Raw genomic sequence first — 26543 nt, 5'->3', positions numbered from 1 at the left:
CAAAAAAAGCCCCCGGTTCTTGCGAGCCGGGGGCTTTTTCATGCCTTGCGAACGGCAGGGGCCTTACATGTTCGGGTAGTTAGGCCCACCGGCACCTTCAGGCGCGACCCAGGTGATGTTCTGCGCCGGGTCCTTGATGTCGCAAGTCTTGCAGTGCACGCAGTTCTGCGCGTTGATCTGGAACCGCTTGCTGCCGTCTTCCTGGGTAACCACCTCATAGACCCCGGCCGGGCAGTAGCGCTGGGCCGGCTCGTCGTACAAAGGCAGGTTGCTGGCGATCGGCACGCTCGGATCGGTCAGCTTCAGATGGCAGGGCTGCTCCTCTTCATGGTTGGTGCTGGAGAGGAACACCGAGCTGAGCTTGTCGAAGCTAAGCTTGCCGTCGGGCTTGGGGTAGTCGATCTTCTTCGAGTCGGCCGCAAGCTTGAGGCAGGCGTAGTCGGGCTTGTTGTCATGCAGGGTGAACGGCAGCTTGCCAGCGAACCAGTTCTGGTCGATGTAGTTGAAGGCGCCGCCAAGCAATGGACCGAACTTGTGGATCGCAGCGCCGAAGTTGCGGCTGGCGAACAGTTCCTCGTACAGCCAGCTAGCCTTGAAGGCGCTGACATAACCGTCGAGCTGATCACCCCCATCGCGGCCGGCGAACAAGGCATCGGCGACCGCCTCGGCGGCAAGCATGCCCGACTTCATTGCGGTATGGCTGCCCTTGATCTTGGAGAAGTTCAGGGTGCCCAGGTCGCAGCCGATCAGCGCGCCGCCGTCGAAAACCATCTTGGGCAGCGAATTCAGGCCACCTTTGCTGATGGCACGGGCGCCGTAGCTGATGCGCTTGCCGCCTTCGAGGTACTGGCTGATCACCGGATGGTGCTTCAGCCGCTGGAACTCGTCGAACGGCGAAAGGTAAGGGTTGGCGTAGGACAGGTCGACGATCAGGCCAACCACCACCTGGTTGTTTTCCAGGTGATACAGGAACGACCCGCCGGTGTTGTCCTTGCTGGTGACATCGAGCGGCCAGCCAGCGGTGTGGACCACCAGGCCCTGCTCGTGCTTGGCCGGATCGATTTCCCAGATTTCCTTGAGGCCGATGCCGTAGTGCTGGACGTCGGCGTCGCTGTCGAGGTTGAAGCGCTGGATCAGCTGCTTGCCGATGTGGCCGCGGCAGCCTTCGGCGAACAGGGTGTATTTGGCGCGCAGTTCCATGCCGGGGGTGTACAGACCCTCTTTGGGATTGCCCTCACGGTCGACACCCAGATCACCGGTGACGATGCCGCGGACCACGCCGTTATCGTCGAACAACGCTTCCTGGGCGGCGAAGCCCGGATAGATTTCCACGCCCAGGTTCTCGGCCTGCTGGGCCAGCCAGCGGCACAGGTTGCCCAGGGAAATGATGTAGTTGCCGTGGTTGTGCATGGTCTTGGGCACAAACAGGTCAGGGACCTTGGTCGAGCTGCCGGCATCCTTGAGCACATAGATGTCGTCACGCTTGACCTCGGTGTTCAGCGGTGCGCCGAGCGCCTTCCAGTCAGGGAACAGCTCGTTCAGCGCGCGCGGTTCGAACACGGCGCCGGAAAGAATGTGAGCACCGACTTCGGAGCCTTTTTCCACCACGCAGACGCTGATCTCGTTACCGGCTTCGGCGGCCTTCTGCTTCAGGCGGCAGGCGGCGGACAGGCCCGCGGGGCCTGCCCCGACGATGACCACGTCGAATTCCATGTATTCGCGTTCCACAGGTTCTCTCCTACTCATCAAGGCTCGTGCTGTTGCTTGGTCTTATGGGTGCTTGCGTGCGGCGGCGCTGCGAGGCGCAAAGCTGTAGCAACGCAATGGACGGACTACACCGCTTTGTCTTGGCGCGCATTATATCTACACCACTTGGCGGGTCCAATACAAACGTTTGTTTGAATTTGCCGCAGCCCAGTAAAATCACAGGAGTGCGGCTAGAAGGTGACCGATATGCCGTATTGACCGGATGGGGTGATCCGGTCAAGATACGAGCGGTTTTACGTTCGCCGTAGGCTTGCAGCCGGGTGCAGGTACACCTCTAAAGACAGGTGCGGAGCAGGCTGGCGTTCGATGCAGAGCGGTACAGGCCGGTTTGTAGTGGAGTTTACACTTCACGACAGCAAATGACCCGTGGGGATTTGCCGCAACAGTCGTGAAAGGACTGTTCGGTCACCATCAATTTTCCCGATGCCGGTACGTTTTTCAGAGGTGCCCTTGTACCCACGCGCATCGCAGGGCTTTGCCCCAGGCGACTATCTATTCACCGGAGAGTAACGAGGAATCCATGAAGGTTCTTGTAGCTGTCAAACGAGTGGTCGACTACAACGTCAAGGTTCGCGTCAAGGCGGACAACTCCGGCGTCGACCTTGCTAACGTCAAGATGTCCATGAACCCCTTCTGCGAAATCGCCGTGGAAGAAGCCGTACGCCTGAAGGAAAAGGGCATTGCCAGCGAAATCGTCGTGGTTTCCATCGGCCCGACCTCCGCCCAGGAGCAACTGCGCACCGCCCTGGCCCTTGGCGCCGACCGCGCCATCCTGGTCGAAGCGGCAGAAGAACTGAACTCCCTGGCGGTGGCCAAGGCGTTGAAAGCGGTTGTCGACAAGGAGCAGCCACAGCTGGTGATCCTCGGCAAGCAGGCCATCGACAGCGACAACAACCAGACCGGCCAGATGCTGGCTGCGTTGACCGGCTATGCCCAGGGCACCTTCGCCTCCAAGGTCGAAGTGGCGGGCGACAAGCTCACCGTCACCCGTGAAATCGACGGCGGCCTGCAGACCGTAGCGTTGAACCTGCCTGCCATCGTCACCACCGACCTGCGCCTGAACGAGCCACGCTACGCGTCGCTGCCCAACATCATGAAGGCCAAGAAGAAGCCACTGGAGACCCTCACCCCCGACGCACTGGGCGTTTCCCTGGCTTCCACCACCAAGACCTTGAAAGTCGAAGCCCCGGCTGCCCGCAGCGCTGGCATCAAGGTCAAATCGGTGGCCGAACTGGTCGAGAAGCTGAAGAACGAAGCGAAGGTAATCTAAATGACTATCCTGGTTGTCGCTGACCTTCTACAAGGTCCTGAGAACGTTGCCGTAGCCCCGGCCACCCTGAACACTGTTGCCGCCGCGGCCAAGATCGGTGGTGATGTCCACGTGCTGGTCGCAGGCGCAAATGTCGGCGCTGCTGCCGAAGCCGCTGCCAAGATCGCCGGTGTGGCCAAGGTGCTGGTGGCCGATAACGCCGCCTACGCCCACGCGCTGCCGGAAAACGTCGCGCCGCTGATCAAAGAGCTGGCCGGCGCCTACAGCCACGTGCTGGCTGCGGCCACCACCAATGGCAAGAACATCCTGCCGCGCGTGGCTGCACTGCTGGACGTCGACCAGATCTCCGAGATCATCTCGGTCGAGTCGGCCGATACCTTCAAGCGCCCGATCTACGCCGGTAACGCCATCGCCACCGTGCAATCGAGCGCTGCGGTGAAGGTCATCACCGTGCGTACCACCGGCTTCGACGCCGTGGCCAGCGAAGGCGGCTCGGCTGCCATCGAAGCCGTGGGCGCGGCTCACGATGCAGGTGTGTCGGCATTCGTCGGTGAAGAGCTGGCCAAGTCTGATCGTCCTGAACTGACCGCTGCCAAGATCGTGGTCTCCGGCGGCCGTGGCATGGGCAATGGCGACAACTTCAGCCACCTCTACAGCCTGGCCGACAAGCTCGGCGCCGCTGTCGGTGCCTCGCGCGCTGCGGTTGACGCAGGCTTCGTGCCCAACGACATGCAGGTCGGCCAGACCGGCAAGATCGTCGCGCCGCAGCTGTACATCGCCGTCGGTATCTCCGGTGCGATCCAGCACCTGGCTGGCATGAAGGACTCCAAAGTGATCGTTGCGATCAACAAAGACGAAGAAGCGCCGATCTTCCAGGTGGCCGATTATGGCCTGGTCGCCGACCTCTTCGAGGCCGTGCCAGAGCTGGAAAAGCTGGTCTGATCTGCCTGCTTCACTTATAAAGAAGCCCGGCCCTCGCTTCGAGGGCCGGGCTTTTTTCGTTGCAGGGCAAGGAGTGAGCGATGCTGTTACGCAAAGCGGGCAGAGGGCTGGCGTGTATGCTGGCGCTGCTGCCAGCGCTGGCCATGGCGGCTGGCAAGTGCGAGCGACTGGTGGCCACCGGCAGCCCGGACGCGCCGCCGTATGCCTGGCAAGATCCACAAGACCCCAAGCACCTGATTGGTGCCAACGTCGATCTCTTGCGCCAGGTGCTTGGCGAGCTGGGTATCAGTGTCGAGGTGCTCAACGCCGGACGGCGCGATGTGGCCTTGCAGGAGGTGCGCAGCGGGCGCATGGACCTGCTGCTCGACATGCCACTGCAGGTCGAGCAGCTGACCGCGATGGATTACCTGCACCCGCCATTGCAGCTCAACGAATACCTGGTATGGACGCGCCATGACGCGAGCCTGGTCTACGATGGCCCGGCAGATCTGGCCAAGTACCGCGGCAGCCTCTCCGAGCGTGCCCGCCTGACGCCTGCATTTTCTGCCTTCGCCAAGGCGCAACTGGACCTGGCGCCTGCGCAGAATCTCACCCAGGCGTTCCAGAAACTGATCCTGGGGCAGGTCGACTACGTACTGGCCGGGCGCTTCTCGGGCATGGCCATGACCCAGGGTCTGGGCATGAGCAATGACCTGATCGCCCGGGGTCTGCCTGTAGACCGCCCAGGGCTGTATCTGGCCTTGTCGCACAATTCAGCCTGCAATGACGCGTGGTTGCGTGGGCAACTGGCGAAAAAGCTGACAGAATTGCCGATCTCCGGCGTGTCCGAAGCTGTGCTGCAACGCAATGTCGAGCGCTGGGAAGCGCAAATGCAGGCGCAGGCCGACGCCCCAAAACAGTAGGAAGAATGCGTGAGAACCCAACCCTTTATCCTCGCCATGGTCATGCTCGCCATGGCCGGCTGTGCCAACGACCCGGCGCCTAATGAACAGATGCGTATTTCCGAGCAGGCCCTGGAGCAGGCCAGGGCGGTTGGTGCTACCGACCAGGTCGAAGCGCTGAAGTTGGCAGAAGACAAATTCGCTCGAGCCAAGACCAACATGCTGACCGCCGACTACCGTGACGCGCGCATGCGTGCCGAGCAGGCCGAGCTGGATGCGCGCCTGGCCGAGGCGCAGGTGCTGAACCAGAAGAGCGATGAGCAACTCGAGCTGCTGCAGGCGCGGATCAAGCGCTTGCACAAGCAGTTGGAGGTGCAGCCATGATGCGCTTGCAGCGTAAGGCGCTGCTGGCCCTGTTGGTCCTCAGCGCAGGCCTGCAGGGTTGCGCCAGCCAGCGCAGTTCGGCGGCGCTGGAAGACGCCAGCGCGGCCTTCCAGAAGGTCAAGGACGATTCCGACGTGCTGCGCAGCGCGCCGCGCGATGTGATACGCGCCGGTGAGTCGCTGGCGCGGGCCGAACGGCTATCGAGCTATATCGGCAGCGGGAGCGACGTGCGTCATTATGCCTACCTGAGCCAACGCTACAGCGAGATTGCCGGCGAGCATGCCAAACTTGCAGCGAACCAGGAGCGCCTGGCCAAGCTCGACCTGGAGCGTCAGCGTCTGCAGCTGGCATTGCGTGAGGCCAAGCTCGCCAGCGTGCAGCAACAGGGCAAATGGATCGAGAACCAAATTGCCGCATTGGCCTCCGAGCAGGCTGACCGTGGATTGGTGATGACCCTGGGCGATGTGCTGTTCGACACAGGCCGCGCCGAGCTGAAAAACTCGGCCAGCCGTACCGTGCTGAAACTGGTGCAGTTTCTGCAGTTGAACCCACGCCGTGTAGTGCGCATCGAGGGTTACACCGATAGCACCGGTACGCCTGAAGACAACCTCGCGTTGTCCCGCGACCGGGCCCAGTCGGTCGCCGACATGCTGGTCGACCTTGGGGTGGACGAGAAGCGTTTGCAGGTCGAGGGTTATGGCGACCAGTATCCCATCGAGGCCAATGCATCGGAGCGAGGCAGGGCGCAGAATCGCCGCGTGGAGATTGTTTTCTCCGACGACAAAGGCAAGCTGGCGCCTGCGCGCTGATGATGTGGGAGCGGGCTGGCGTCGCTTGAGGAGTGTGCAAAGCCCCCATGATGACAGCTTCGCCGCCGATAATGCCGGGGCCGCGTCGCGGCCCTTTCGCGACACGAGGCCGCTCCCACGGTGACCTCGCTGTGGGGGAGATCAATTAATCATTTCGCAAGGTCTCACGCCGCTGTATCGTTGTTTGAGCTGCAAACTGTCCCAGTACACTTTGCAACTGTTACGGTATGCTTAGCCGTCAGTCAGTCTTACAAGAACAACACGCCGCGCCGAGACTTCGCCATGACCAACCTGCTGCTGTACCAGCGTATCGCCCAGCAACTGGCCGATGATATTCGTCGCGGTGTCTACCAGCCCGGCGAGCGCGTGCCATCGGTGCGCAAGATGAGCGCCCAGCTCAACGTCAGCCATGCCACGGTGTTGCAGGCCTACGCCAATCTTGAAGACCAGGGGCTGATTCGCGCTCGGCCGCAGTCCGGCTACTACGTCCATCAGACACCCGCCCTGACCGCGCAGACCCCTGATATCGCGCGGGTCGAACGCCCAGGCTTGGTCACCCGCGCCAGTATCATCCAGCAAGTGCTGACCGAAGCGCGTCGCGATGGCGTATTCCCCTTTGGCGCCGCCGTGCCGCATGTCGACTATCTGCCCGTGAGGGCGCTGCATCAGCAGATAGCCAAGGTCACGCGGTTTCACAGCCCGCGGGCATTCAGCTACATGTTCAGCCCCGGTTTCGAACCCCTGCGTCGACAGATTGCCATCCGCATGCGCGACGCCGGTGTGTTGGTCGATCCGCGCGAAGTCATCGTCACCCATGGGTGCGTGGACGCCTTGCAGATGTCACTGCGCGTATTGACCCGCCCTGGTGACCTGATCGCCGCCGAGTCGCCGACTTATTACGGGTTGTTGCAATTGGCCGATTTGCTGGGGCTGAAAGTGATCGAGATCCCCAGCGACCCTGCGACCGGCATCAGCCTTGAGGCCCTGCAGCTTGCTGCCAACCAGTGGTCGATCAAGGCGCTGGTGTTGACCTCGCGCTTGAGCAACCCGCTGGGCGGCACTGTGCCCGAAGAGCGGCAGAAGCAACTGTTGCGCCTGGCCTCGGACTTCGATATCCAGATCGTCGAGGACGATATCTATGGCGAATTGATGTTCGAGCAAGGCAAGACCAAGGCGCTCAAGGCCTTCGACCGGCTTGACCGGGTGATCTACTGCTCGAGTTTCTCCAAGACGTTATCTCCTGGCGTGCGTGTCGGCTGGATGGTGGCGGGGCGTTATCAGGATGAGATTCAGCGTCTGCAGACCTTCACGACCCATTCGGCCTGCAGCGTCACCCAGATGGGCGTGGCTGCCTACCTGGAAAACGGCGGTTATGACCGGCATCTGCGCTTCATTCGTCAGGAGTACCGGAAAAACCTCAGTGCCTATCAATTGGCAGTGCAGCAGCATTTCCCCGAAGGCACGCAGATGACTCGGCCTACGGGCGGCTTCATTCTCTGGGTCAGCCTGCCTGGCCGGGTCAACACCCAGGAGCTGCACGTACGGGCCCTGGAGCAAGGCATCAGCATCGCGCCGGGGCTGATTTTCAGCAATACCGAGCAATTCAACCACTGCATTCGCTTGAACTGCGGTATTCCATGGAACAAGGAGGCCGAGCGGGCAGTCATTACCCTGGGGCTGCTGGCTCAGCAATTATGCCGGGAGTCACAGTCCTCACTAATGTAGGCTTGCCAGCGACCGATGGAGCGGTGAGCATATGCCTTCTTTTCGCTTGCGCCTTTCGTTGATGTCCATGAACCTTTTGCGTAGTGTCGCCCTGATTGTCCTTGCCATGCCGTTGTGTCTGCCTGCTGCCGTGGCGCAGGCCGCGCAGCCTGCCGTGCAGGCGGGGCAGGGCGGGACGGGCAACAAGCCTGCGGCAACGTCCAAGCCTGCAGCTAAGTCCAAGCCTGCCGCCAACAAGCGCAAGGGCAAGGCCAAGACCGTCAGCAAAGAGGTCAAGCAGCCGCTGCCCAAGGCCAAGCTCGACCTGAGCTTGCCAACCCACATGGTCGAGGAGCTCGACCCCGCCGTGGGTGACGCGACGCTGCGGCGCAAGCCTATCCTGCCGGCCATGTTTCCTGACAAGGCAGGCGACTCTGATAGCCCGTTTCAGCTCAATGGCCGCTTGATCAGCAATGAAATGCAGTTACAACTGCGCAATGACAGCCGGCGCGATGTAGAGGGTGCGGCCATTGAGTTTCAATTCCGCAATTGAGCGAGCGCAACTGACTGCAAAGTCACGGCAGATTTCATCCGCCTGGCAATTTCAAACGTCTGTTTGAGCGGTTACTATCCCAGGGCGTCCGCCCCATCCTGTTCCACGGAGTCTGTTTGACCATGAAGTGTCGTGAAGGCTGCGGTGCCTGCTGCATCGCCCCATCCATCTCTTCGGCGATGCCGCGCATGCCTGATGGCAAGCCCGCTGGCCAGCGCTGCCTGCACCTGACGGCGGACAACCTCTGCGAGCTGTTCGGCTTGCCCGAGCGGCCAGCGGTGTGCGGGGGCTTCAAAGCCGATGTCGAGGTGTGTGGCAGCGACCGTGACGAGGCGATCAGGATTCTGGGTTGGTGGGAGCAGATGACGGCGGCGTGAAAGGCTGGATCTTCGACAACAAGGATAAGCATGATGAGATCGTTCAAGCGTATTGCACTGCTGTGTGGCATGGGAGTTCTGCTGGCGCCGGCGGCCTGGGCCGAGAACTGGCAGGTGGCCAAGGACGAGGATGGCATCAAGGTTTCGCTCAGCGAGGTGCCGGGCTCCAAGTACAAGGCTTACCAGGGCATCACCCTGATCAAGGCGCCGCTGGCCAAGGTTCAGGCGCTGCAGGAAGACGTGGCGGGGGCTTGTGCCTGGATCCACGAGTGCAAGACACAGAAACTGCTCAAGCACGAAGGCGACCAGAGCTGGACCTACACGCAGTTCAACACGCCGTGGCCAGTGACGCCGCGTGACTCCGTGCTGCGGGTGACCACGGTCAAGGGTGCCGATGGCAGCCTGACCCGCAAGCTTGAGGAAGAGCCGACCTACATTGCGGAAGAAAAAGGCTTCGTGCGCGTGGCCAAGGTGGAGGGCTTCTGGAAGCTGGTGCCCAAGGGTGACGCTACCGAGGTGACTTACCAGGTGCACACCGAGCCTGGTGGCAGCGTGCCGGCGATGGTGGCGAACAAGTTCGTGGTCGATGCCCCGTTCAACACCCTCAAAGGGCTGCGCGAGCGCGCCGAGAAGCGCCAGTAGTCAGTCTCGTTGCGCAATGAAAAAAGGCTGCCCGAGGCAGCCTTTTGCGTTCGCGGTGGTGCTTACGCGCGGTCTTTCAGCTCGACGATATCGCGCTGCAGTTCGCCGGTATACAGCTGGCGAGGGCGGCCGATCTTGTACGGGCTCGAGAGCATTTCTTTCCAGTGCGAGATCCATCCGACGGTACGCGCCAGGGCGAAGATCACGGTGAACATGCTGGTTGGAATGCCGATCGCCTTGAGGATGATGCCCGAATAGAAGTCAACGTTCGGGTACAGCGAGCGTTCGATGAAGTACGGATCGGTCAGGGCGATCTCTTCAAGGCGCATGGCCAGTTCCAGCTGCGGGTCATTCTTGATGCCCAGCTCGCCGAGGACTTCGTCGCAGGTCTGCTTCATCACGGTAGCGCGTGGGTCACGGTTCTTGTAGACGCGGTGGCCGAAGCCCATCAACTTGAACGAATCGTTCTTGTCCTTGGCCTTGGCGATGTAAGTGTCGATGTTCGAGACATCGCCGATTTCATCGAGCATGGTCAGCACCGCTTCGTTCGCACCGCCGTGGGCAGGGCCCCACAGCGCAGCGATGCCGGCGGCGATACAGGCGAACGGGTTGGCGCCCGAGGAGCCGGCCAGACGCACGGTCGAGGTGGAGGCGTTCTGCTCGTGATCGGCGTGGAGGATGAAGATCCGGTCCATCGCCTTGGCCAGCACCGGGCTGATCGGTTTGATCTCGCAGGGGGTGTTGAACATCATGTGCAGGAAGTTTTCCGCGTACGACAGGTCGTTGCGCGGGTACATCATCGGCTGGCCCATCGAATACTTGTAAACCATCGCGGCCAGGGTCGGCATCTTGGCGACCAGGCGCACCGCGGAAATTTCGCGGTGTTGTGGGTTATTGATGTCCAGCGAGTCGTGGTAGAACGCCGACAGCGCACCGACCACGCCGCACATCACTGCCATCGGGTGGGCATCACGGCGGAAGCCGTTGAAGAACGATTTCAGCTGCTCGTGAACCATGGTGTGGTTCTTCACGGTGCTGACGAACTGCGCCTTCTGCTCGGCGTTGGGCAGCTCACCGTTGAGCAGCAGGTAGCAGGTTTCGAGGTAGTCCGATTTCTCGGCCAGTTGCTCGATCGGGTAGCCGCGGTGCAGCAGCACGCCCTGGTCGCCGTCGATGTAGGTGATCTTCGATTCGCACGAGGCAGTCGCCATGAAACCAGGGTCGAAGGTGAAGTGACCAGTGGCCCCCAACCCGCGGACGTCGATTACATCAGGACCAACGGTGCCGGTTAAAATGGGCAGCTCGACGGGGGCAGCGCCCTCGATGACCAACTGCGCTTTTTTGTCAGCCATGTGGCCTCCTATTAATGCTTGAAATCATCAGACAGCCCCCCACGCAGGGCCCGCACCACTATAGAGAAGTAAATTCGAATGTCAATTTGCCTAAAGGCTGCTTGAAACCGCTCCCCAGCCCTGATTTTTCACGAATTTCTCGCCCATTTACGCCTTTTGCTCGCTAAAGGCAATGCGCTATTTGGGCTACCCCCTCACGTTGTCATAAGCAGCCTAACTGTCTATACTCGGCACCCGACTCCCTGGGGCTTGCAAGCCCGAACTACTGGGGGTCGCCGTTCCCTGGGTGGTGGGTACCTGACCAGTACACTTACCAACAACTTTGCCCTGATTCGCTAGGGGCTCTTCAGTGTGAAAAAAGCCGTGAAAAGCCAACGACCTGTAAACCTAGACCTAAGGACCATCAAGCTTCCTGTCACCGCGTACACGTCCATCCTGCACCGTATCTCCGGCGTCATCCTGTTCATCGGCCTTGCCATCATGCTTTACGCACTGGGCAAGTCGCTGGGTTCGGAAGAAGGCTTCGGCGAGGTGAAGGCGTGTCTGACCAGCCCGCTGGCCAAGTTCGTGACCTGGGGCCTGCTATCCGCCCTGCTGTATCACCTGGTGGCCGGTGTACGCCACCTGATCATGGACATGGGCATCGGTGAGACGCTGGAAGGCGGCAAGCTGGGCTCGAAAATCGTGATTGTCATCTCCGTGGTGGTGATCGTTCTGGTGGGAGTTTGGGTATGGTAACCAATGTCACGAACCTGTCGCGTTCGGGCCTCTATGACTGGATGGCGCAACGCGTGTCTGCGGTCGTTCTCGCGGCTTACTTCCTCTTCCTGATCGGTTGGGTCATCGCTCACCCAGGTGTCGACTACGCCCAGTGGCATGGTCTGTTCTCCAATAACGCGATGCGCATCTTCAGTCTGCTGGCCCTCGTTGCCCTGGGCGCACACGCCTGGGTCGGCATGTGGACCATTGCCACCGACTACCTGACGCCGATGTCGTTCGGCAAGTCGGCGACTGCGATTCGTTTCCTGTTCCAGGCGGTATGCGGCGTTGCGATGTTCGCTTACTTCGTCTGGGGTGTGCAGATTCTCTGGGGTATCTGATCCATGGCTAGCATTCCAACCATTTCCTTCGACGCCATCATCATCGGTGGCGGCGGTGCCGGCATGCGCGCAGCGCTGCAGCTGGCCCAGGGCGGTCACAAGACTGCCGTCGTGACCAAGGTGTTCCCGACCCGTTCGCACACCGTATCGGCCCAGGGCGGCATCACCTGCGCCATCGCTTCGGCCGACCCGAACGATGACTGGCGCTGGCACATGTACGATACCGTCAAGGGTTCCGACTACATCGGTGACCAGGACGCTATCGAATACATGTGTCAGGAAGGCCCGGCCGCGGTCTTCGAGCTGGACCACATGGGTCTGCCGTTCTCGCGCACCGAAACCGGTCGTATCTACCAGCGTCCGTTCGGTGGTCAGTCCAAGGACTTCGGCAAGGGTGGCCAGGCGGCCCGTACCTGCGCCGCTTCCGACCGTACTGGTCACGCGCTGCTGCACACCCTGTACCAGGGCAACCTGAAAGCCGGTACCACGTTCCTCAACGAATACTATGCAGTCGACCTGGTGAAGAACCAGGACGGCGCGTTCGTGGGCGTGATCGCCATCTGCATCGAAACCGGCGAAACCGTCTACATCAAGTCCAAGGCCACCGTACTGGCCACCGGCGGCGCCGGGCGTATCTACGCCTCGACCACCAACGCCCTGATCAATACCGGTGACGGTATCGGCATGGCCCTGCGTGCTGGCGTACCGGTGCAGGACATCGAAATGTGGCAGTTCCACCCGACCGGCATCGCCGGCGCCGGTGTTCTGGTCACCGAGGGTTGCCGTGGTGAAGGTGGTTACCTGATCAACGCCCATGGCGAGCGTTTCATGGAGCGCTACGCGCCTAACGCGAAAGACCTGGCTGGCCGCGACGTGGTGGCCCGTTCCATGGTCAAGGAAATCATCGCTGGCAACGGCGTGGGCCCGAACAAGGACCACGTGCTGCTCAAGCTCGACCACCTCGGCGAAGAAGTGCTGCACAGCCGCCTGCCTGGTATCTGCGAGCTGTCCAAGACCTTCGCCCATGTCGATCCAGTGGTCGCGCCGGTGCCGGTCGTACCGACCTGCCACTACATGATGGGCGGCGTTGCCACCAACATTCATGGTCAGGCGATCACCATGGACGCCGACGGCAAGGATCACATCATCCCGGGCTTGTTCGCCGTGGGTGAAGTGGCCTGTGTATCGGTTCACGGCGCCAACCGCCTGGGCGGTAACTCGCTGCTCGACCTGGTGGTCTTCGGTCGTGCGGCCGGTCTGCACCTGGAGAAGGCACTGAGCGAAGGCGTAGAATATCGCGACGCCAGCGATACCGACGTCGATGTCGCGCTGAACCGCCTGAACAAGCTCAACGAGCGCACCACCGGCGAAGACGTCGCCAGCCTCAAGCGTGAGCTGCAAAGCTGCATGCAGAACTACTTCGGTGTATTCCGTACCGGTGAATACATGCAGAAGGGTATCGAGCAACTGGCTGGCCTGCGTGATCGCATCGCCAACGTCAAGATCAACGACAAGTCCCAGGCCTTCAACACCGCGCGTATCGAAGCGCTGGAGCTGCAGAACCTGCTGGAAGTCGCCGAAGCTACCGCCATCGCGGCCGAAGCCCGTAAAGAGTCGCGCGGCGCTCACGCCCGTGAAGACTTCGAAGACCGTGACGACGAGAACTGGCTGTGCCACACCCTGTACTACCCGGGTGAGAAGCGCGTGGCCAAGCGTGGCGTCAACTTTGCGCCGAAGACTGTTCCAGCCTTCGAACCAAAAGTCCGGACTTATTGAGGATGGCTGCTATGTTGAAAGTCGAAGTTTATCGTTACAACCCGGATACCGACTCGGCGCCCAAGATGGAGTCGTTCGACGTCGATACCGGCGGCAAGGACCTGATGGTGCTGGACGTCCTGGCGCTGATCAAGGAAAAGGACGAAGGGTTCTCCTACCGTCGTTCCTGCCGTGAGGGCGTTTGCGGCTCCGACGGCATGAACATGAACGGCAAGAACGGCCTGGCCTGCATCACCCCGCTGTCCGGCGTGGTCAAGGGCAACAAGCTGGTGCTGCGTCCGCTGCCTGGGCTGCCGGTCATTCGCGACCTGGTGGTCGACATGAGCATCTTCTACAAGCAGTACGAGAAGGTGAAGCCGTTCCTGCAGAACGACACGCCGGCACCGGCCATCGAGCGCCTGCAGTCGCCGGAAGACCGCGAGAAGCTCGACGGCCTCTACGAGTGCATTCTGTGCGCCTGCTGCTCGACCTCGTGCCCATCGTTCTGGTGGAACCCGGACAAGTTCCTGGGCCCAGCCGCGCTGCTGCAAGCCTACCGTTTCCTGGCCGACAGCCGTGACACCAAGACCCAGGAGCGCCTGGCGTCCCTGGATGATCCGTTCAGCGTATTCCGCTGCCGCGGGATCATGAACTGCGTCAACGTTTGCCCCAAGGGTCTGAACCCGACCAAGGCAATCGGTCACGTACGTAACATGCTGCTGCAAAGCGGCACCTGATTCAAAGCGTTGTACCTGCAGTAAGCCGAGGTGCGGGTGGTGAGCCCGCACTGAGGTAAAACCTGAGCAAGGGTTCACAAAGCCCGCGCTCGATACCTATGAAGATATGAGACCAGCAGGGGCTTTCCGGGCTGGTACCCGGAAAATCAGCAGGATCCAAGTGGCGTGGTTCAGTCGCTTTATTCGGACTTTTCCAGGTTTGCTGTGGCTCTCGCCGATCAGTCCCCTAACCGAGGGTGACCAAGCATGCAAGAAAGCGTGATGCAGCGCATGTGGGAAAGCGCCCACCTTTCAGGTGGTAACGCTGCATATGTGGAAGAGCTCTACGAGCTCTACCTGCACGACCCTAACGCTGTGCCAGAAGAGTGGCGCACCTACTTCCAGAAGTTGCCCGCCGACGGCAGCACCGCTACCGACGTATCGCACTCGACGATCCGCGATCATTTCGTACTGCTGGCAAAGAACCAGCGCCGCGCCCAACCGGTTTCAGCCGGGAGCGTGAGCACAGAACACGAGAAGAAGCAGGTTGAAGTACTGCGACTGATCCAGGCCTATCGTATGCGCGGCCATCAGGCTGCCAAGCTCGACCCCTTGGGGTTGTGGCAGCGACCAGCGCCCGTAGACCTGTCGATCAATCACTACGGCTTGACCAATGCCGATCTTGATACGACCTTCCGTGCCGGCGACCTGTTCATCGGCAAAGAGGAGGCGAGCCTACGCGAGATCATCGAGGCGCTCCAGAAGACATATTGTCGCACCATCGGCGCCGAGTTCACCCACATCGTCGATTCCGAGCAGCGCAGCTGGTTCCAGCAGCGCCTGGAGAGCGTGCGCGGCCGTCCGGAGTTTTCCGTCGACGTGCAGACCCACCTGCTCGAGCGCGTGACCGCCGGTGAGGGCCTGGAGAAGTACCTGGGCACCAAGTATCCAGGCACCAAGCGCTTCGGCCTCGAAGGTGGCGAGAGCCTGATTCCGATGCTGGACGAGATGATCCAGCGCTGCGGCTCCTACGGCACCAAGGAAGTCGTGATCGGCATGGCCCACCGTGGTCGTCTGAACGTGCTGGTCAACACCTTCGGCAAGAACCCGCGCGAGCTGTTCGATGAGTTCGAAGGCAAGAAGATGAACGAGCTGGGCTCCGGTGACGTCAAGTATCACCAGGGCTTCTCCTCCAACGTCATGACCCCGGGTGGCGAAGTGCACCTGGCCATGGCGTTCAACCCCTCCCACCTGGAAATCGTCTCGCCAGTGGTTGAAGGTTCGGTGCGCGCCCGTCAGGATCGCCGCAACGATACCGTGGGTGACAAGGTGCTGCCGATCTCGATCCACGGCGACGCTGCCTTCGCCGGTCAGGGCGTGGTCATGGAAACCTTCCAGATGTCGCAGACCCGCGGTTTCAAGACCGGCGGTACCGTGCACATCGTGATCAACAACCAGGTTGGCTTCACCATCAGCAACCCGGAAGACTCGCGTTCCACCGAGTATGCGACCGACGTCGCCAAGATGATTCAGGCGCCGATCCTGCACGTCAACGGCGATGATCCGGAAGCCGTGTTGTTCGTGACCCAGCTGGCCATCGACTATCGCATGCAGTTCAAGCGTGACGTGGTCATCGACCTGGTCTGCTACCGCCGTCGTGGCCATAACGAGGCCGACGAGCCGAATGGCACCCAGCCGTTGATGTACCAGCAGATCACCAAGCAGCGCACCACCCGCGAGCTGTACGCCGACGCACTGCTGCAGGCCGGACGCATCGACGCCGAGCGTGCCCAGTCCAAGATCGACGAGTACCGCAACGCGCTGGACAACGGTCTGCACGTGGTCAAGAGCCTGGTCAAGGAGCCGAACCGCGAGCTGTTCGTCGATTGGCGTCCATACCTGGGCCATGCCTGGACCGCGCGTCACGACACCCGCTTCGACCTCAAGACCCTGCAGGATCTGTCGGCCAAGCTGCTCGAGCTGCCCGAGGGCTTCGTCGTCCAGCGTCAGGTCGCGAAGATCTACGAAGATCGCCAGAAGATGCAAGCCGGTGGCTTGCCGATCAACTGGGGCTACGCCGAGACCATGGCCTACGCCACGTTGCAGTTCGAAGGTCACCCGATCCGCATGACCGGCCAGGACATCGGCCGTGGCACCTTCTCCCACCGTCACGCGGTGCTGCACAACCAGAAGGACGCCAGCACCTATGTGCCGCTGAAGAACCTGTTCCCAGGTCAGCCGCAGTTCGAGCTGTACGACTCGTTCCTCTCCGAAGAAGCGGTTCTGGCCTTCGAATACGGCTACTCGACCACCACGCCGAATGCGCTGGTGATCTGGGAAGCCCAGTTCGGCGACTTCGCCAACGGTGCCCAGGTGGTAATCGACCAGTTCATCACCAGCGGCGAGCACAAGTGGGGTCGCCTGTGCGGTCTGACCATGCTGCTGCCGCACGGCTATGAAGGGCAGGGCCCGGAGCACTCCTCCGCACGTCTTGAGCGTTACCTGCAGCTGTGCGCCGAGCACAACATCCAGGTGTGCGTGCCAACCACTCCAGCGCAGATCTATCACCTGCTGCGTCGCCAGGTCATCCGTCCGCTGCGCAAGCCGCTGATCGTCCTGACGCCGAAGTCGCTGCTGCGTCACAAGCTGGCCGTGTCGACCCTCGAAGACCTGGCCGAAGGCTCGTTCCAGACCGTGATCCCGGAAATCGACACCCTCGATCCGGCCAAGGTCGAACGCCTGGTCCTGTGCAGCGGCAAGGTCTACTACGATCTGCTGGAAAAACGCCGTGCCGAAGGCCGCGAAGACATCGCGATCCTGCGTCTTGAGCAGCTGTATCCGTTCCCTGAGGACGACTTGGTCGAAATCCTGGCGCAGTACAGCAACCTCAAGCATGCGGTGTGGTGCCAGGAAGAACCGATGAACCAGGGCGCCTGGTACAGCAGCCAGCACCACATGCGCCGTATCCTGGGCCGCCACAACAAGGCGCTGGTCCTGGAATACGCCGGCCGCGACGCCTCTGCTGCGCCAGCCTGTGGTTACGCATCGAAGCACGCCGAACAGCAGGAAAAATTGCTGCAAGACGCCTTCACCGTTTAATGCCTTCGCGCACCTGAAACCGAATTTAAGGAAACACAGATAATGGCTATCGAGATCAAAGCCCCAACCTTCCCGGAATCGGTTGCCGATGGCACCGTTGCCACCTGGCACAAGCAGCCAGGCGACGCCGTCAAGCGTGACGAGCTGATCGTCGACATCGAGACCGACAAGGTCGTCCTGGAAGTGCTGGCCACCGCCGATGGCGTGCTGGGCGCGATCGTCAAGGGCGAGGGCGACACCGTTCTGTCCGACGAAGTGCTGGGTTCGATCGTTGAAGGCGGCGCTGCCGCCGCCGCGCCGGCCGCCGCTCCTGCTGCTGCCGCGCCGGCTGCCGCCGCCGCCGGCACCGATGCCGCCGCCGCCGGCACCGATGCCGGCGAAGACGACCCGATCGCTGCACCGGCTGCGCGCAAGCTGGCCGAGGAAAGCGCCATTGACCTGGCCAGCATCACCGGCACCGGCAAAGGTGGTCGCATCACCAAGGAAGACGTGGTCGCTGCCGTGGCCAACAAGAAGTCCGCTCCAGCACCGGCTGCCAAGCCTGCTGCCGCCGCTGCCGCGCCTGTGGTGACCGCCGCTGGCGATCGCACCGAGAAGCGCGTGCCGATGACCCGTCTGCGTGCCAAGATCGCCGAGCGCCTGGTAGAAGCGCAATCGAACATGGCCATGCTGACCACCTTCAACGAAGTCGACATGACCGAAGTCATGGCCCTGCGTTCGAAGTACAAGGACCTGTTCGAGAAGACCCACAACGGCGTGCGTCTGGGCTTCATGTCGTTCTTCGTCAAGGCCGCCACCGAAGCCCTCAAGCGCTTCCCGGCAGTCAACGCATCGATCGATGGCAACGACATCGTCTATCACGGCTATGCCGACGTCGGCGTTGCCGTCTCCAGCGACCGTGGCCTGGTGGTGCCGGTGCTGCGCAATGCCGAGTCGATGAGCCTGGCTGAAATCGAAAACGGCATCGCCACCTTCGGCAAGAAGGCCCGTGACGGCAAGCTGGCCATCGAAGAGATGACCGGCGGCACCTTCACCATCACCAACGGTGGCACCTTCGGTTCGATGATGTCGACGCCGATCGTCAACCCGCCACAAGCCGCGATCCTGGGCATGCACAACATCATCCAGCGTCCGATGGCAGTCAACGGCCAAGTCGTGATCCGCCCGATGATGTACCTGGCGCTGTCGTACGACCACCGCCTGATCGACGGCAAGGAAGCGGTAACCTTCCTGGTCACCATCAAGAACCTGCTGGAAGATCCGTCTCGCCTGCTGCTGGACATCTAATCGCGCAGCTGTAAGCTGCAAGCGGCATGCTTCAAGCCGAAGCGTGCCTGTCTTGCGGCTTGCAGCTTGCCGCTTGAAGCTAACAAGGAATCTTTTATGACCCAGAAATTCGACGTAGTGGTGATTGGTGCAGGTCCTGGCGGCTATGTGGCTGCCATCAAGGCCGCCCAACTTGGTCTGAAGACTGCCTGCATCGAGAAGTACACCGACGCCGAGGGCAAGCTGGCCCTGGGCGGCACCTGCCTGAACGTAGGCTGCATCCCGTCCAAGGCGCTGCTCGACAGCTCCTGGAAGTACAAGGAGGCCAAGGAGAGCTTCAACGTTCACGGTATCTCCACCGGTGAAGTGAAGATGGACGTCGCCGCGATGGTTGGCCGCAAGGCTGGCATCGTGAAGAACCTGACCGGTGGTGTCGCCACCCTGTTCAAGGCCAACGGCGTGACTTCCATCCAGGGCCACGGCAAGCTGCTGGCCGGCAAGAAAGTCGAAGTGACCAAGGCTGACGGTACCAGCGAAGTCATCGAAGCGGAGAACGTGATCCTCGCTTCCGGCTCGCGTCCGATCGACATTCCACCGGCGCCGGTCGACCAGAACGTCATCGTCGATTCCACTGGCGCCCTGGAATTCCAAAGCGTACCGCAGCGTCTGGGCGTTATCGGTGCTGGCGTGATCGGCCTGGAGCTGGGTTCGGTCTGGGCTCGCCTGGGCGCGCAAGTGACTGTCCTGGAAGCGCTGGACACCTTCCTGATGGCTGCCGACACCGCGGTGTCCAAGGAAGCCCAGAAAACCCTGACCAAGCAAGGCCTGGACATCAAGCTGGGCGCTCGGGTCACTGGCTCGAAAGTCAACGGCGACGAAGTCGAAGTGACCTACACCAACGCCGAAGGCGAGCAGAAGATCACCTTCGACAAGCTGATCGTTGCCGTTGGCCGCCGTCCTGTGACCACTGACCTGCTGGCTGCCGACAGCGGTGTGAACATCGACGAGCGCGGCTACATCTATGTCGACGACCAATGCGCCACCAGCGTACCGGGCGTGTTCGCCATCGGTGACGTGGTGCGCGGCCTGATGCTGGCGCACAAGGCGTCGGAGGAAGGCATCATGGTGGTTGAGCGCATCAAGGGTCACAAGGCCCAGATGAACTACGACCTGATCCCATCGGTCATCTACACCCACCCGGAAATCGCTTGGGTCGGCAAGACCGAACAGTCCTTGAAGGCCGAGGGTGTTGAGGTTAACGTAGGCACCTTCCCGTTCGCCGCCAGCGGCCGTGCGATGGCAGCCAACGACACCGGCGGTTTCGTCAAGGTCATCGCCGATGCCAAGACCGACCGCGTCCTGGGTGTTCACGTGATCGGCCCATCGGCTGCCGAGCTGGTTCAGCAAGGCGCGATCGCAATGGAATTCGGCACCAGTGCCGAGGATCTGGGCATGATGGTCTTCAGCCATCCGACCCTGTCCGAAGCGCTGCATGAAGCAGCGCTGGCAGTGAATGGCGGCGCCATTCACGTGGCCAACCGTAAGAAGCGTTAATTATAAGAAACCACGGCGGGCTGCCCGTCGTGAGTCTTGCGTGCATGACTCACCGCGGAACGTCCGCCGGACCGGACTACACGGGAAAACCGGGGTTGACGGTCACAGGTGGTGCGGCGCCAGCAATGGCGCAGCGCCGAAGCGCAGTACCTAACGAAGACGGTAAAAAGCATGAATCTTCACGAGTATCAGGGTAAGCAGCTGTTCGCTGAGTACGGCCTGCCAGTTTCCAAGGGTTTCGCAGTCGATACCCCTGAGCAAGCTGCAGAAGCCTGCGACAAGATCGGCGGGAACGAGTGGGTGGTAAAGGCCCAGGTTCACGCCGGTGGTCGCGGCAAGGCGGGCGGCGTCAAGCTGGTTCGCAGCAAGGAAGACGCCAAGGCGTTCGCTGCACAGTGGTTGGGCAAGAATCTGGTTACCTACCAGACCGATGCCAACGGTCAACCCGTCTCCAAGATTCTGGTCGAATCCTGCACTGACATCGCCAAGGAGCTGTACCTGGGCGCTGTAGTGGATCGTTCGAGCCGCCGCATCGTGTTCATGGCTTCCACCGAAGGTGGCGTGGACATCGAAAAAGTCGCTCACGAAACGCCTGAGAAGATTCTCAAGGCCACCATCGACCCACTGGTCGGCGCTCAGCCGTTCCAGGGTCGTGAACTGGCGTTCCAGTTGGGTCTGGAAGGCAAGCAGGTTCAACAGTTCGCCAAGATCTTCGTGGGTCTGGCCAAGCTGTTCAAGGATCACGATCTGGCCCTGCTGGAAGTGAACCCGCTGGTGATCAAGGCTGATGGCGACCTGCACTGCCTCGATGCCAAGATCAACATCGACGCCAACGCGATGTACCGTCAACCGAAGCTCAAGACCTTCCATGACCCGTCCCAGGACGACGCCCGTGAAGCCCACGCTGCCAAGTTCGAACTGAACTACGTTGCCCTCGAAGGCAACATCGGCTGCATGGTCAACGGTGCTGGCCTGGCCATGGGTACCATGGACATCGTCAACCTGCACGGCGGCAAGCCAGCCAACTTCCTCGACGTAGGTGGCGGCGCTACCAAAGAGCGCGTTACCGAAGCGTTCAAGATCATTCTGTCCGACAGCAACGTCGCTGCAGTGCTGGTCAACATCTTCGGCGGCATCGTTCGCTGCGACATGATTGCCGAAGGCATCATCGGTGCAGTGAAAGAAGTTGGCGTCAAGGTTCCGGTGGTGGTTCGCCTCGAAGGCAACAACGCCGAACTGGGCGCTAAAGTACTGGCAGAAAGCGGTTTGAACATCATTGCGGCAACCAGCCTGACCGACGCTGCTCAACAAGTTGTCAAAGCTGCGGAGGGCAAGTAATGAGCGTCCTGATCAATAAAGACACCAAAGTCATCTGCCAGGGCTTCACCGGCTCGCAGGGTACTTTCCACTCCGAACAAGCCATCGCCTACGGCACCAAGATGGTCGGCGGTGTTACGCCAGGCAAGGGTGGTACCACCCACCTGGGCCTGCCGGTGTTCAACACCGTCAAGGAAGCCGTTGAAGCAACCGGCGCTGACGCGTCGGTGATCTACGTTCCGGCTCCGTTCTGCAAGGATTCGATCCTGGAAGCCGCGTTCGGTGGCATCAAGCTGATCGTGTGCATCACCGAAGGCATTCCTACCCTGGATATGCTCGATGCCAAGGTCAAGTGCGACGAACTGGGCGTGACCCTGATCGGCCCTAACTGCCCAGGTGTGATCACCCCGGGCGAGTGCAAGATCGGCATCATGCCAGGCCACATCCACTTGCCAGGCAAGGTCGGTATCGTTTCGCGCTCCGGCACCCTGACCTACGAAGCGGTCAAGCAGACCACCGACGCCGGCTTCGGCCAGTCGACCTGCGTGGGCATCGGTGGCGACCCGATCCCAGGCTCCAACTTCATCGACATCCTGAAGCTGTTCCAGGAAGATCCGAAGACCGAAGCGATCGTCATGATCGGCGAAATCGGCGGTTCGGCTGAAGAAGAAGCTGCGGCCTACATCAAGGCCCACGTGACCAAGCCAGTGGTCTCCTACATCGCCGGTGTCACTGCACCTGCGGGCAAGCGTATGGGCCACGCTGGCGCGATCATCTCCGGCGGCAAAGGCACTGCGGACGAGAAATTCGCCGCGCTGCAGGACGCTGGTGTGAAGACCGTGCGTTCCCTGGCTGACATCGGCAAGGCGCTGGCCGAGCTGACCGGCTGGGAAGCCAAGAAGTAATACCGCTACACCCCCCACGCGCACAAAGGCCACCTTCGGGTGGCCTTTGTCGTATCTAGGCAATCAAGAATTTTCGATGGAATTGATAGGAATTTTCACACAGACGGCATCCTCGATAGGAGGATAATCCCTGCTGTCTGCGTTCACAGAGACGACAAACATGTACGCACATCGGACAACCGGCACTGTGCCAGTGCGTTTGCTGGGTAAAACGGTTAATCTACGCGTTCACTCTGTGCCCGTACCCCAAAAGGGAACGACACGCTAAACGGGTCTGGCCTACCAAGCCGGGCAGCATTTCCCTCATCCACGGGGAAATCCCCTCTCGAATCCCGATTTCAGCAGTGTGGTACTACCCTAAATGAAAGTTCTCAAAGGCCAGGATATCCTGGCGCTTGGCTTTATGACGTTTGCGCTTTTCGTTGGCGCCGGCAATATCATCTTCCCGCCTATCGTCGGTCTGCAGTCTGGTCCGCACGTCTGGATGGCGGCGCTGGGCTTTTTGGTGACAGCCGTGGGCCTGCCCGTGATCACTGTGATCGCCTTGGCCAAGGTCGGTGGTGGCATGGACGCCCTGAGCAGCCCGATCGGCAAGTTCTTCGGTGGCCTGCTGGCAGCTGTGTGCTACCTGTCGGTCGGCCCGCTGTTCGCAACGCCGCGTACTGCGACCGTCTCGTTCGAGGTGGGCGTGGCGCCGTTGACCGGTGAAAGCCCGACGGCGCTGTTCATCTACAGCCTGGTGTACTTCGCCGTGGTGCTGGCGGTGTCGATGTATCCGGGCAAGTTGCTCGACACGGTCGGGCGCTTTCTCGCACCGTTGAAAATCCTCGCCCTGGCGGTGCTGGGCGTCGCGGCCTTCGCGCTGCCGGCGGGTACCGTTGGCGAAGCGCAGCCAGCCTATGCCGCTGCCGCGTTCTCCAAGGGCTTCTCCGATGGGTACCTGACCATGGATACCCTGGGCGCCCTGGTGTTCGGTATCGTCATCGTCAACGCCATCCGCTCGCGCGGCGTCGAGTCGCCTAAATTGATCACGCGCTACGCGATCATCGCCGGTCTGATCGCAGGTGTCGGTCTGGCCCTGGTCTATGTCAGCCTGTTCCGACTCGGCGCCAGCAGCCATGAAATCGCCGCCGGTGCCTCCAATGGTGCTGCGGTGCTGCATGCCTATGTGCAACATACCTTCGGCTGGTTGGGCAGCGGTTTTCTTGCCGTACTGATAGCCTTGGCTTGCCTGGTGACCGCGGTCGGCCTGACTTGCGCCTGTGCCGAGTACTTCAGCAAGATCCTGCCGTTGTCGTACCGCGCGCTGGTGGTGATCCTGGCCGGCTTCTCGCTGCTGATCTCCAACCTGGGCCTGACCAAGCTGATCATGTTCTCGATCCCGGTGCTCACCGCGATTTATCCGCCATGCATCGTGGTGGTGGGGCTGAGCTTCGTGAAGGATCTGTGGAACTCGCCGACGCGCATTCTGGCGCCGGTGATGCTGGTGTCGTTGCTGTTCGGTGTGGTCGACGCGGTCAAGGGCAGCAGCGTTGCCCACGTGCTGCCTGACTTCATGGCGCACCTGCCACTCAGTGATCAAGGCCTGGCCTGGTTGGTGCCTTCGGTGCTGACGCTGGTAGCCGCCGTGGCGTGCGACCGGATGCTCGGCAAGCCGCGCGAAGCGCTGGCGTGATGGGTTGATGGCTTGAGGCGGCGCCGGCCACAAGCCAAGGGGCGCCTGCCCAAGCTGTCAACGCCGAAGCCCCGTTCTCTGTTGAGAGGCGGGGCTTTTTCTTGCCTGGCTGTTGCTGCAGCAAGGCCTGCGCACCTCGCGCCGCTTTCAACCTCAGCCTGTGCCTTTTACCGCTAGCCAGCGTCGAACAGGCGACCTTATTCTCTGTGCACCTGCCGCTCGGGAACTCTGCATGCACTTCATCCAAAGCAACCTTCACAACCTGCTGGCCGTTTGCTGGTTCGCACTCTGCTGGGGCGGTTATACCCGCTACGCGATCTGGAAGGGCCGCGACACGGCGTGCCTGGCCAGCGTGCTGCACCTGTATCGCGAGGACTGGATGCGCCGCATGCTGCTACGGGACAACCGCATCGCCGACGCCAGCGTGATTGGCAATCTGGAGCGCAACGCGTCGTTCTTCGCCTCCAGCACGCTGATCATCCTGGCGGGCATTCTTACCGTACTGGGCGCCTCCGACCGAGCGCTGTCGCTCCTGGCTGACCTGCCTATGGTGCAGCAAGCCTCCCAGGGCATGTCGGAAATAAAATTGCTGTGCCTGGCCATGGTGTTCGTCTACGCGTTCTTCACATTCAGTTGGTGCATGCGCCAGTACAACTTCGCCGCAGTGCTGGTCGGCTCGGCACCCATGATCGGTGAACGCCTGGTCAATGAATTGGAGCGCAAGGCCTTCGCTTCACGGGCTGCGCGGGTGTTGTCACTGGCGGCCAACCAGTTCAACTTGGGCCTGCGCTCTTATTACTTCGGCATGGCCATGCTGACCTGGTTCATCAGCCCGTGGTTGTTCATGCTGGTGAGTGTCGGCGTGGTATTGATCTTGTACCGCCGCGAGTTTCATTCCGACGTGTTGGAGGTGATGGTTTTCACGCCCACCCAAAGCCTGCCACTGGAAGCGAGTAAAGATGCGCCTGTACTACCGACTGAAACGATTAATCGTTAATCTACCGGCATAAAAAAACCCGACACAGGTGTCGGGTTTTTTGTATCTGGCTTATTACTGCTTGGCAGGTTCGGCCGGAGCAGTTGCAGGGGCGGTGGCTGGAGTGGCCGGTGCGGCCTCTTCAGCGGCCTTCTGCTGGGCTTCAGCCTGATCTTTGGCAGCTTCGGCGTTTTCCTTGGCAGCGTCGTTCATCTTATCCTGAGCGTCGTCCATTTTTTCCTGGGCTTGCTCGCGGTGTTCTTGTGCGTCCTGGGCTTTGTCTTCGCTCGCTTTATCGCAAGCGGCCAGGCCCATGGCAGCAGCCAGCATCAGAGCAAAAGCAAAAGGTTTACGCATGAGGGTGTATCTCCTTGGTGGAATAATCGGCTTGTTCCTTCGAGTTCAGCCGTTTCGGATAAGTTCCGCTGCGGTTGCAGATATATAACAACTCATTCAAGCGCGCCTTGGCTACTGCTTTTATGTCCATGCGCAGTTAATGACGGAGCGGGATATGAACGACACTGAGTTAATGGCCATGGCCGAGCGATTTCTGTCGGCGTTGAAACACTGTCAGTTGTTGGGCATGCAGGTGGCCGCCGCCGGTCCTGCAGGTATCACACTCATGCTGCCGTGGTCACCGGCAATCGTCGGCAACCCGCAAAGTGGTGCGGTGCATGGAGGCGCGCTCAGCACGTTGATGGACACGACCTGCGGCATGGCAACCCTGTGCGTGCTACCGCGTTTCGAAGTGTGCCCAACCCTGGACCTGCGCATCGACTACATGCATGCCGCCACCCCGCACAAGCCGATCTACGGCCATGCACAGTGCTATCGAGTGACCCGCGACGTGATCTTCACCCGTGGCACAGCCTATCAGGACGACCCTACCCAACCGATCTGCCATGCGGTAGGCACCTTCATGCGCCTGGGGCAGGACATCAAGGGCGGTATTCGCTTCGGCAACAGCCTCAAGGCGGGGGAAGCATGATCCCGCAGGAGGTGCGCCAGCAACTCAGCGCCGCACACGCGGTCGGTGATTACCGGCCGCTGCTGGCGTTGATACCCTACGCCGGCTTGATCGGCGTCGAGTGCGAGCGGGTAGGGCAGGACTTGCTGTTTCGGCTCCCGGCCAGCGAAGACAACATCGGCAACCCATTGCTGCCGGCCATCCACGGCGGGGTCATCGCTGGTTTCATGGAGCTGTCTGCAGCCTTGTACCTGTTGATCTACAGCGAAAGCGCGAGCATTCCCAAGATCATCGACTTCTCCGTCGACTACCTGCGTGCCGGGCACTACCGCGACACCTACGCACGCTGCCAGCTGTGGCGCCAGGGGCGGCGTGTGACCAACGTCGCCATCACCGCCTGGCAGGCCGATGCGCAGGCGCCGATCGCCACTGCGCGCGCTCATTTCAAGATCGAACCGCAAAAGCCCTTGAATTCGTCAGGCCAGCCCCCATCTGAATGACATCCGCCGTCAAAGGCTGGCCGTAACGGCCG

General features: G+C 61.1%; 25 protein-coding genes. 22 read left to right on the top strand and 3 right to left on the bottom strand.

Annotated features, from left to right (window positions below; all coding sequences use genetic code 11):
- Positions 1 to 63: 63 nt before the first annotated feature.
- The gene (locus FS665_RS13470; protein WP_145188997.1) at positions 64 to 1746 is read right to left on the bottom strand and encodes an electron transfer flavoprotein-ubiquinone oxidoreductase; all 1683 of its coding nucleotides are present in this window, start codon (positions 1744 to 1746) and stop codon (positions 64 to 66) included.
- Positions 1747 to 2287: 541 nt separating this feature from the next.
- Between FS665_RS13470 and FS665_RS13465 the strand changes: the two genes are divergently transcribed.
- From FS665_RS13465 to FS665_RS13425, 9 genes are all read left to right on the top strand, one after another.
- Positions 2288 to 3037 carry an electron transfer flavoprotein subunit beta/FixA family protein gene (locus FS665_RS13465; RefSeq protein ID WP_145188994.1) on the top strand — a complete coding sequence of 250 codons (750 nt, stop codon included), beginning with the start codon at positions 2288 to 2290 and terminating at the stop codon, positions 3035 to 3037.
- Positions 3038 to 3979, top strand: coding sequence for an electron transfer flavoprotein subunit alpha/FixB family protein (locus FS665_RS13460; RefSeq protein ID WP_145188991.1), 942 nt, complete (start codon positions 3038 to 3040; stop codon positions 3977 to 3979).
- Between the two features lie 80 nt (positions 3980 to 4059).
- Positions 4060 to 4881, top strand: a complete 822-nt coding sequence (locus FS665_RS13455) for an ABC transporter substrate-binding protein (RefSeq protein WP_145188988.1) — start codon at positions 4060 to 4062, stop codon at positions 4879 to 4881.
- 9 nt (positions 4882 to 4890) lie between these two features.
- Positions 4891 to 5244 (top strand): DUF4398 domain-containing protein, encoded by a 354-nt coding sequence (locus FS665_RS13450; protein ID WP_145188985.1) that lies wholly within the window; start codon positions 4891 to 4893, stop codon positions 5242 to 5244.
- Positions 5241 to 6053, top strand: a complete 813-nt coding sequence (locus FS665_RS13445) for an OmpA family protein (RefSeq protein WP_145188982.1) — start codon at positions 5241 to 5243, stop codon at positions 6051 to 6053. The genes FS665_RS13450 and FS665_RS13445 overlap by 4 nt, the downstream gene beginning before the upstream one ends.
- A gap of 282 nt (positions 6054 to 6335) precedes the next feature.
- On the top strand, positions 6336 to 7778 hold the full coding sequence (locus FS665_RS13440; protein WP_145188979.1) for a PLP-dependent aminotransferase family protein: 1443 nt from the start codon (positions 6336 to 6338) through the stop codon (positions 7776 to 7778).
- 67 nt (positions 7779 to 7845) lie between these two features.
- Positions 7846 to 8310 (top strand): hypothetical protein, encoded by a 465-nt coding sequence (locus FS665_RS13435; protein ID WP_145188976.1) that lies wholly within the window; start codon positions 7846 to 7848, stop codon positions 8308 to 8310.
- Between the two features lie 122 nt (positions 8311 to 8432).
- Complete coding sequence (locus tag FS665_RS13430; protein WP_145188973.1) at positions 8433 to 8687, top strand: YkgJ family cysteine cluster protein; 255 nt, start codon at positions 8433 to 8435, stop codon at positions 8685 to 8687.
- Between the two features lie 33 nt (positions 8688 to 8720).
- Positions 8721 to 9329 carry an START domain-containing protein gene (locus tag FS665_RS13425; protein WP_145189557.1) on the top strand — a complete coding sequence of 203 codons (609 nt, stop codon included), beginning with the start codon at positions 8721 to 8723 and terminating at the stop codon, positions 9327 to 9329.
- 62 nt (positions 9330 to 9391) lie between these two features.
- Here the strand turns inward: FS665_RS13425 and gltA are convergent, their stop codons facing one another.
- A complete protein-coding gene (gltA, locus tag FS665_RS13420; RefSeq protein ID WP_145188970.1) occupies positions 9392 to 10681 on the bottom strand; it encodes a citrate synthase in 1290 nt (429 codons plus the stop codon).
- A gap of 351 nt (positions 10682 to 11032) precedes the next feature.
- Here gltA and sdhC point away from each other — a divergent pair, with 351 nt between their 5' ends.
- From sdhC to FS665_RS13365, 11 genes are all read left to right on the top strand, one after another.
- Positions 11033 to 11419, top strand: a complete 387-nt coding sequence (sdhC, locus tag FS665_RS13415; protein WP_178108345.1) for a succinate dehydrogenase, cytochrome b556 subunit — start codon at positions 11033 to 11035, stop codon at positions 11417 to 11419.
- A complete protein-coding gene (sdhD, locus tag FS665_RS13410) occupies positions 11413 to 11781 on the top strand; it encodes a succinate dehydrogenase, hydrophobic membrane anchor protein (RefSeq protein WP_145188967.1) in 369 nt (122 codons plus the stop codon). Before sdhC ends, sdhD begins: the two co-directional genes overlap by 7 nt.
- A gap of 3 nt (positions 11782 to 11784) precedes the next feature.
- Positions 11785 to 13557 (top strand): succinate dehydrogenase flavoprotein subunit, encoded by a 1773-nt coding sequence (sdhA, locus tag FS665_RS13405; protein WP_145188964.1) that lies wholly within the window; start codon positions 11785 to 11787, stop codon positions 13555 to 13557.
- Positions 13558 to 13568: 11 nt separating this feature from the next.
- On the top strand, positions 13569 to 14273 hold the full coding sequence (locus FS665_RS13400; RefSeq protein ID WP_060478582.1) for a succinate dehydrogenase iron-sulfur subunit: 705 nt from the start codon (positions 13569 to 13571) through the stop codon (positions 14271 to 14273).
- A gap of 246 nt (positions 14274 to 14519) precedes the next feature.
- A complete protein-coding gene (locus FS665_RS13395) occupies positions 14520 to 17351 on the top strand; it encodes a 2-oxoglutarate dehydrogenase E1 component (protein ID WP_145188961.1) in 2832 nt (943 codons plus the stop codon).
- 42 nt (positions 17352 to 17393) lie between these two features.
- The gene (gene odhB / locus FS665_RS13390) at positions 17394 to 18638 is read left to right on the top strand and encodes a 2-oxoglutarate dehydrogenase complex dihydrolipoyllysine-residue succinyltransferase (protein ID WP_145188957.1); all 1245 of its coding nucleotides are present in this window, start codon (positions 17394 to 17396) and stop codon (positions 18636 to 18638) included.
- Between the two features lie 96 nt (positions 18639 to 18734).
- A complete protein-coding gene (gene lpdA / locus FS665_RS13385; protein ID WP_145188954.1) occupies positions 18735 to 20171 on the top strand; it encodes a dihydrolipoyl dehydrogenase in 1437 nt (478 codons plus the stop codon).
- Between the two features lie 171 nt (positions 20172 to 20342).
- Entirely contained in the window at positions 20343 to 21509 is a 1167-nt protein-coding gene (gene sucC, locus FS665_RS13380; RefSeq protein WP_003254205.1) for an ADP-forming succinate--CoA ligase subunit beta, read from the top strand.
- Entirely contained in the window at positions 21509 to 22393 is an 885-nt protein-coding gene (gene sucD, locus FS665_RS13375) for a succinate--CoA ligase subunit alpha (protein WP_003254203.1), read from the top strand. The genes sucC and sucD overlap by 1 nt, the downstream gene beginning before the upstream one ends.
- A 361-nt stretch (positions 22394 to 22754) precedes the next feature.
- Positions 22755 to 24068, top strand: coding sequence for a branched-chain amino acid transport system II carrier protein (gene brnQ / locus FS665_RS13370; RefSeq protein ID WP_145188951.1), 1314 nt, complete (start codon positions 22755 to 22757; stop codon positions 24066 to 24068).
- Positions 24069 to 24300: 232 nt separating this feature from the next.
- Positions 24301 to 25065: a DUF599 domain-containing protein gene (locus FS665_RS13365; RefSeq protein ID WP_145188948.1), complete on the top strand. Its 765-nt coding sequence runs from the start codon at positions 24301 to 24303 to the stop codon at positions 25063 to 25065.
- A 54-nt stretch (positions 25066 to 25119) separates the two neighbouring features.
- On the opposite strand, the gene FS665_RS13360 is transcribed toward FS665_RS13365, so the two are convergent.
- Positions 25120 to 25401 carry a hypothetical protein gene (locus FS665_RS13360; RefSeq protein WP_145188946.1) on the bottom strand — a complete coding sequence of 94 codons (282 nt, stop codon included), beginning with the start codon at positions 25399 to 25401 and terminating at the stop codon, positions 25120 to 25122.
- Positions 25402 to 25555: 154 nt separating this feature from the next.
- Between FS665_RS13360 and FS665_RS13355 the strand changes: the two genes are divergently transcribed.
- Both FS665_RS13355 and FS665_RS13350 read left to right on the top strand, forming a co-directional pair.
- Entirely contained in the window at positions 25556 to 26032 is a 477-nt protein-coding gene (locus FS665_RS13355; protein WP_145188943.1) for a PaaI family thioesterase, read from the top strand.
- Complete coding sequence (locus FS665_RS13350) at positions 26029 to 26511, top strand: PaaI family thioesterase (RefSeq protein ID WP_145188940.1); 483 nt, start codon at positions 26029 to 26031, stop codon at positions 26509 to 26511. The genes FS665_RS13355 and FS665_RS13350 overlap by 4 nt, the downstream gene beginning before the upstream one ends.
- Positions 26512 to 26543: the final 32 nt, after the last annotated feature.

It is taken from the genome of Pseudomonas sp. URMO17WK12:I11, from assembly GCF_007677725.1.
Taxonomy (GTDB): domain Bacteria; phylum Pseudomonadota; class Gammaproteobacteria; order Pseudomonadales; family Pseudomonadaceae; genus Aquipseudomonas.
The sequence above is the reverse complement of the archived record's forward strand: the minus strand, read 5'-3'. Positions and strand labels throughout refer to the sequence as shown.

Coding starts and splice junctions, on each gene's coding strand:
- FS665_RS13425 (WP_145189557.1), top strand. CDS start 8,721: ATGAGATCGTTCAAGCGTATTGCACTGCTGTGTGGCATGGGAGTTCTG.
- FS665_RS13460 (WP_145188991.1), top strand. CDS start 3,038: ATGACTATCCTGGTTGTCGCTGACCTTCTACAAGGTCCTGAGAACGTT.
- FS665_RS13435 (WP_145188976.1), top strand. CDS start 7,846: ATGAACCTTTTGCGTAGTGTCGCCCTGATTGTCCTTGCCATGCCGTTG.
- sdhA (WP_145188964.1), top strand. CDS start 11,785: ATGGCTAGCATTCCAACCATTTCCTTCGACGCCATCATCATCGGTGGC.
- FS665_RS13365 (WP_145188948.1), top strand. CDS start 24,301: ATGCACTTCATCCAAAGCAACCTTCACAACCTGCTGGCCGTTTGCTGG.
- FS665_RS13395 (WP_145188961.1), top strand. CDS start 14,520: ATGCAAGAAAGCGTGATGCAGCGCATGTGGGAAAGCGCCCACCTTTCA.
- FS665_RS13360 (WP_145188946.1), bottom strand. CDS start 25,401: ATGCGTAAACCTTTTGCTTTTGCTCTGATGCTGGCTGCTGCCATGGGC.
- odhB (WP_145188957.1), top strand. CDS start 17,394: ATGGCTATCGAGATCAAAGCCCCAACCTTCCCGGAATCGGTTGCCGAT.
- sucC (WP_003254205.1), top strand. CDS start 20,343: ATGAATCTTCACGAGTATCAGGGTAAGCAGCTGTTCGCTGAGTACGGC.
- sucD (WP_003254203.1), top strand. CDS start 21,509: ATGAGCGTCCTGATCAATAAAGACACCAAAGTCATCTGCCAGGGCTTC.
- FS665_RS13445 (WP_145188982.1), top strand. CDS start 5,241: ATGATGCGCTTGCAGCGTAAGGCGCTGCTGGCCCTGTTGGTCCTCAGC.
- sdhD (WP_145188967.1), top strand. CDS start 11,413: ATGGTAACCAATGTCACGAACCTGTCGCGTTCGGGCCTCTATGACTGG.
- FS665_RS13355 (WP_145188943.1), top strand. CDS start 25,556: ATGAACGACACTGAGTTAATGGCCATGGCCGAGCGATTTCTGTCGGCG.
- FS665_RS13465 (WP_145188994.1), top strand. CDS start 2,288: ATGAAGGTTCTTGTAGCTGTCAAACGAGTGGTCGACTACAACGTCAAG.
- FS665_RS13350 (WP_145188940.1), top strand. CDS start 26,029: ATGATCCCGCAGGAGGTGCGCCAGCAACTCAGCGCCGCACACGCGGTC.
- FS665_RS13400 (WP_060478582.1), top strand. CDS start 13,569: ATGTTGAAAGTCGAAGTTTATCGTTACAACCCGGATACCGACTCGGCG.
- FS665_RS13455 (WP_145188988.1), top strand. CDS start 4,060: ATGCTGTTACGCAAAGCGGGCAGAGGGCTGGCGTGTATGCTGGCGCTG.
- gltA (WP_145188970.1), bottom strand. CDS start 10,681: ATGGCTGACAAAAAAGCGCAGTTGGTCATCGAGGGCGCTGCCCCCGTC.
- FS665_RS13470 (WP_145188997.1), bottom strand. CDS start 1,746: ATGAGTAGGAGAGAACCTGTGGAACGCGAATACATGGAATTCGACGTG.
- FS665_RS13430 (WP_145188973.1), top strand. CDS start 8,433: ATGAAGTGTCGTGAAGGCTGCGGTGCCTGCTGCATCGCCCCATCCATC.
- brnQ (WP_145188951.1), top strand. CDS start 22,755: ATGAAAGTTCTCAAAGGCCAGGATATCCTGGCGCTTGGCTTTATGACG.
- FS665_RS13440 (WP_145188979.1), top strand. CDS start 6,336: ATGACCAACCTGCTGCTGTACCAGCGTATCGCCCAGCAACTGGCCGAT.
- lpdA (WP_145188954.1), top strand. CDS start 18,735: ATGACCCAGAAATTCGACGTAGTGGTGATTGGTGCAGGTCCTGGCGGC.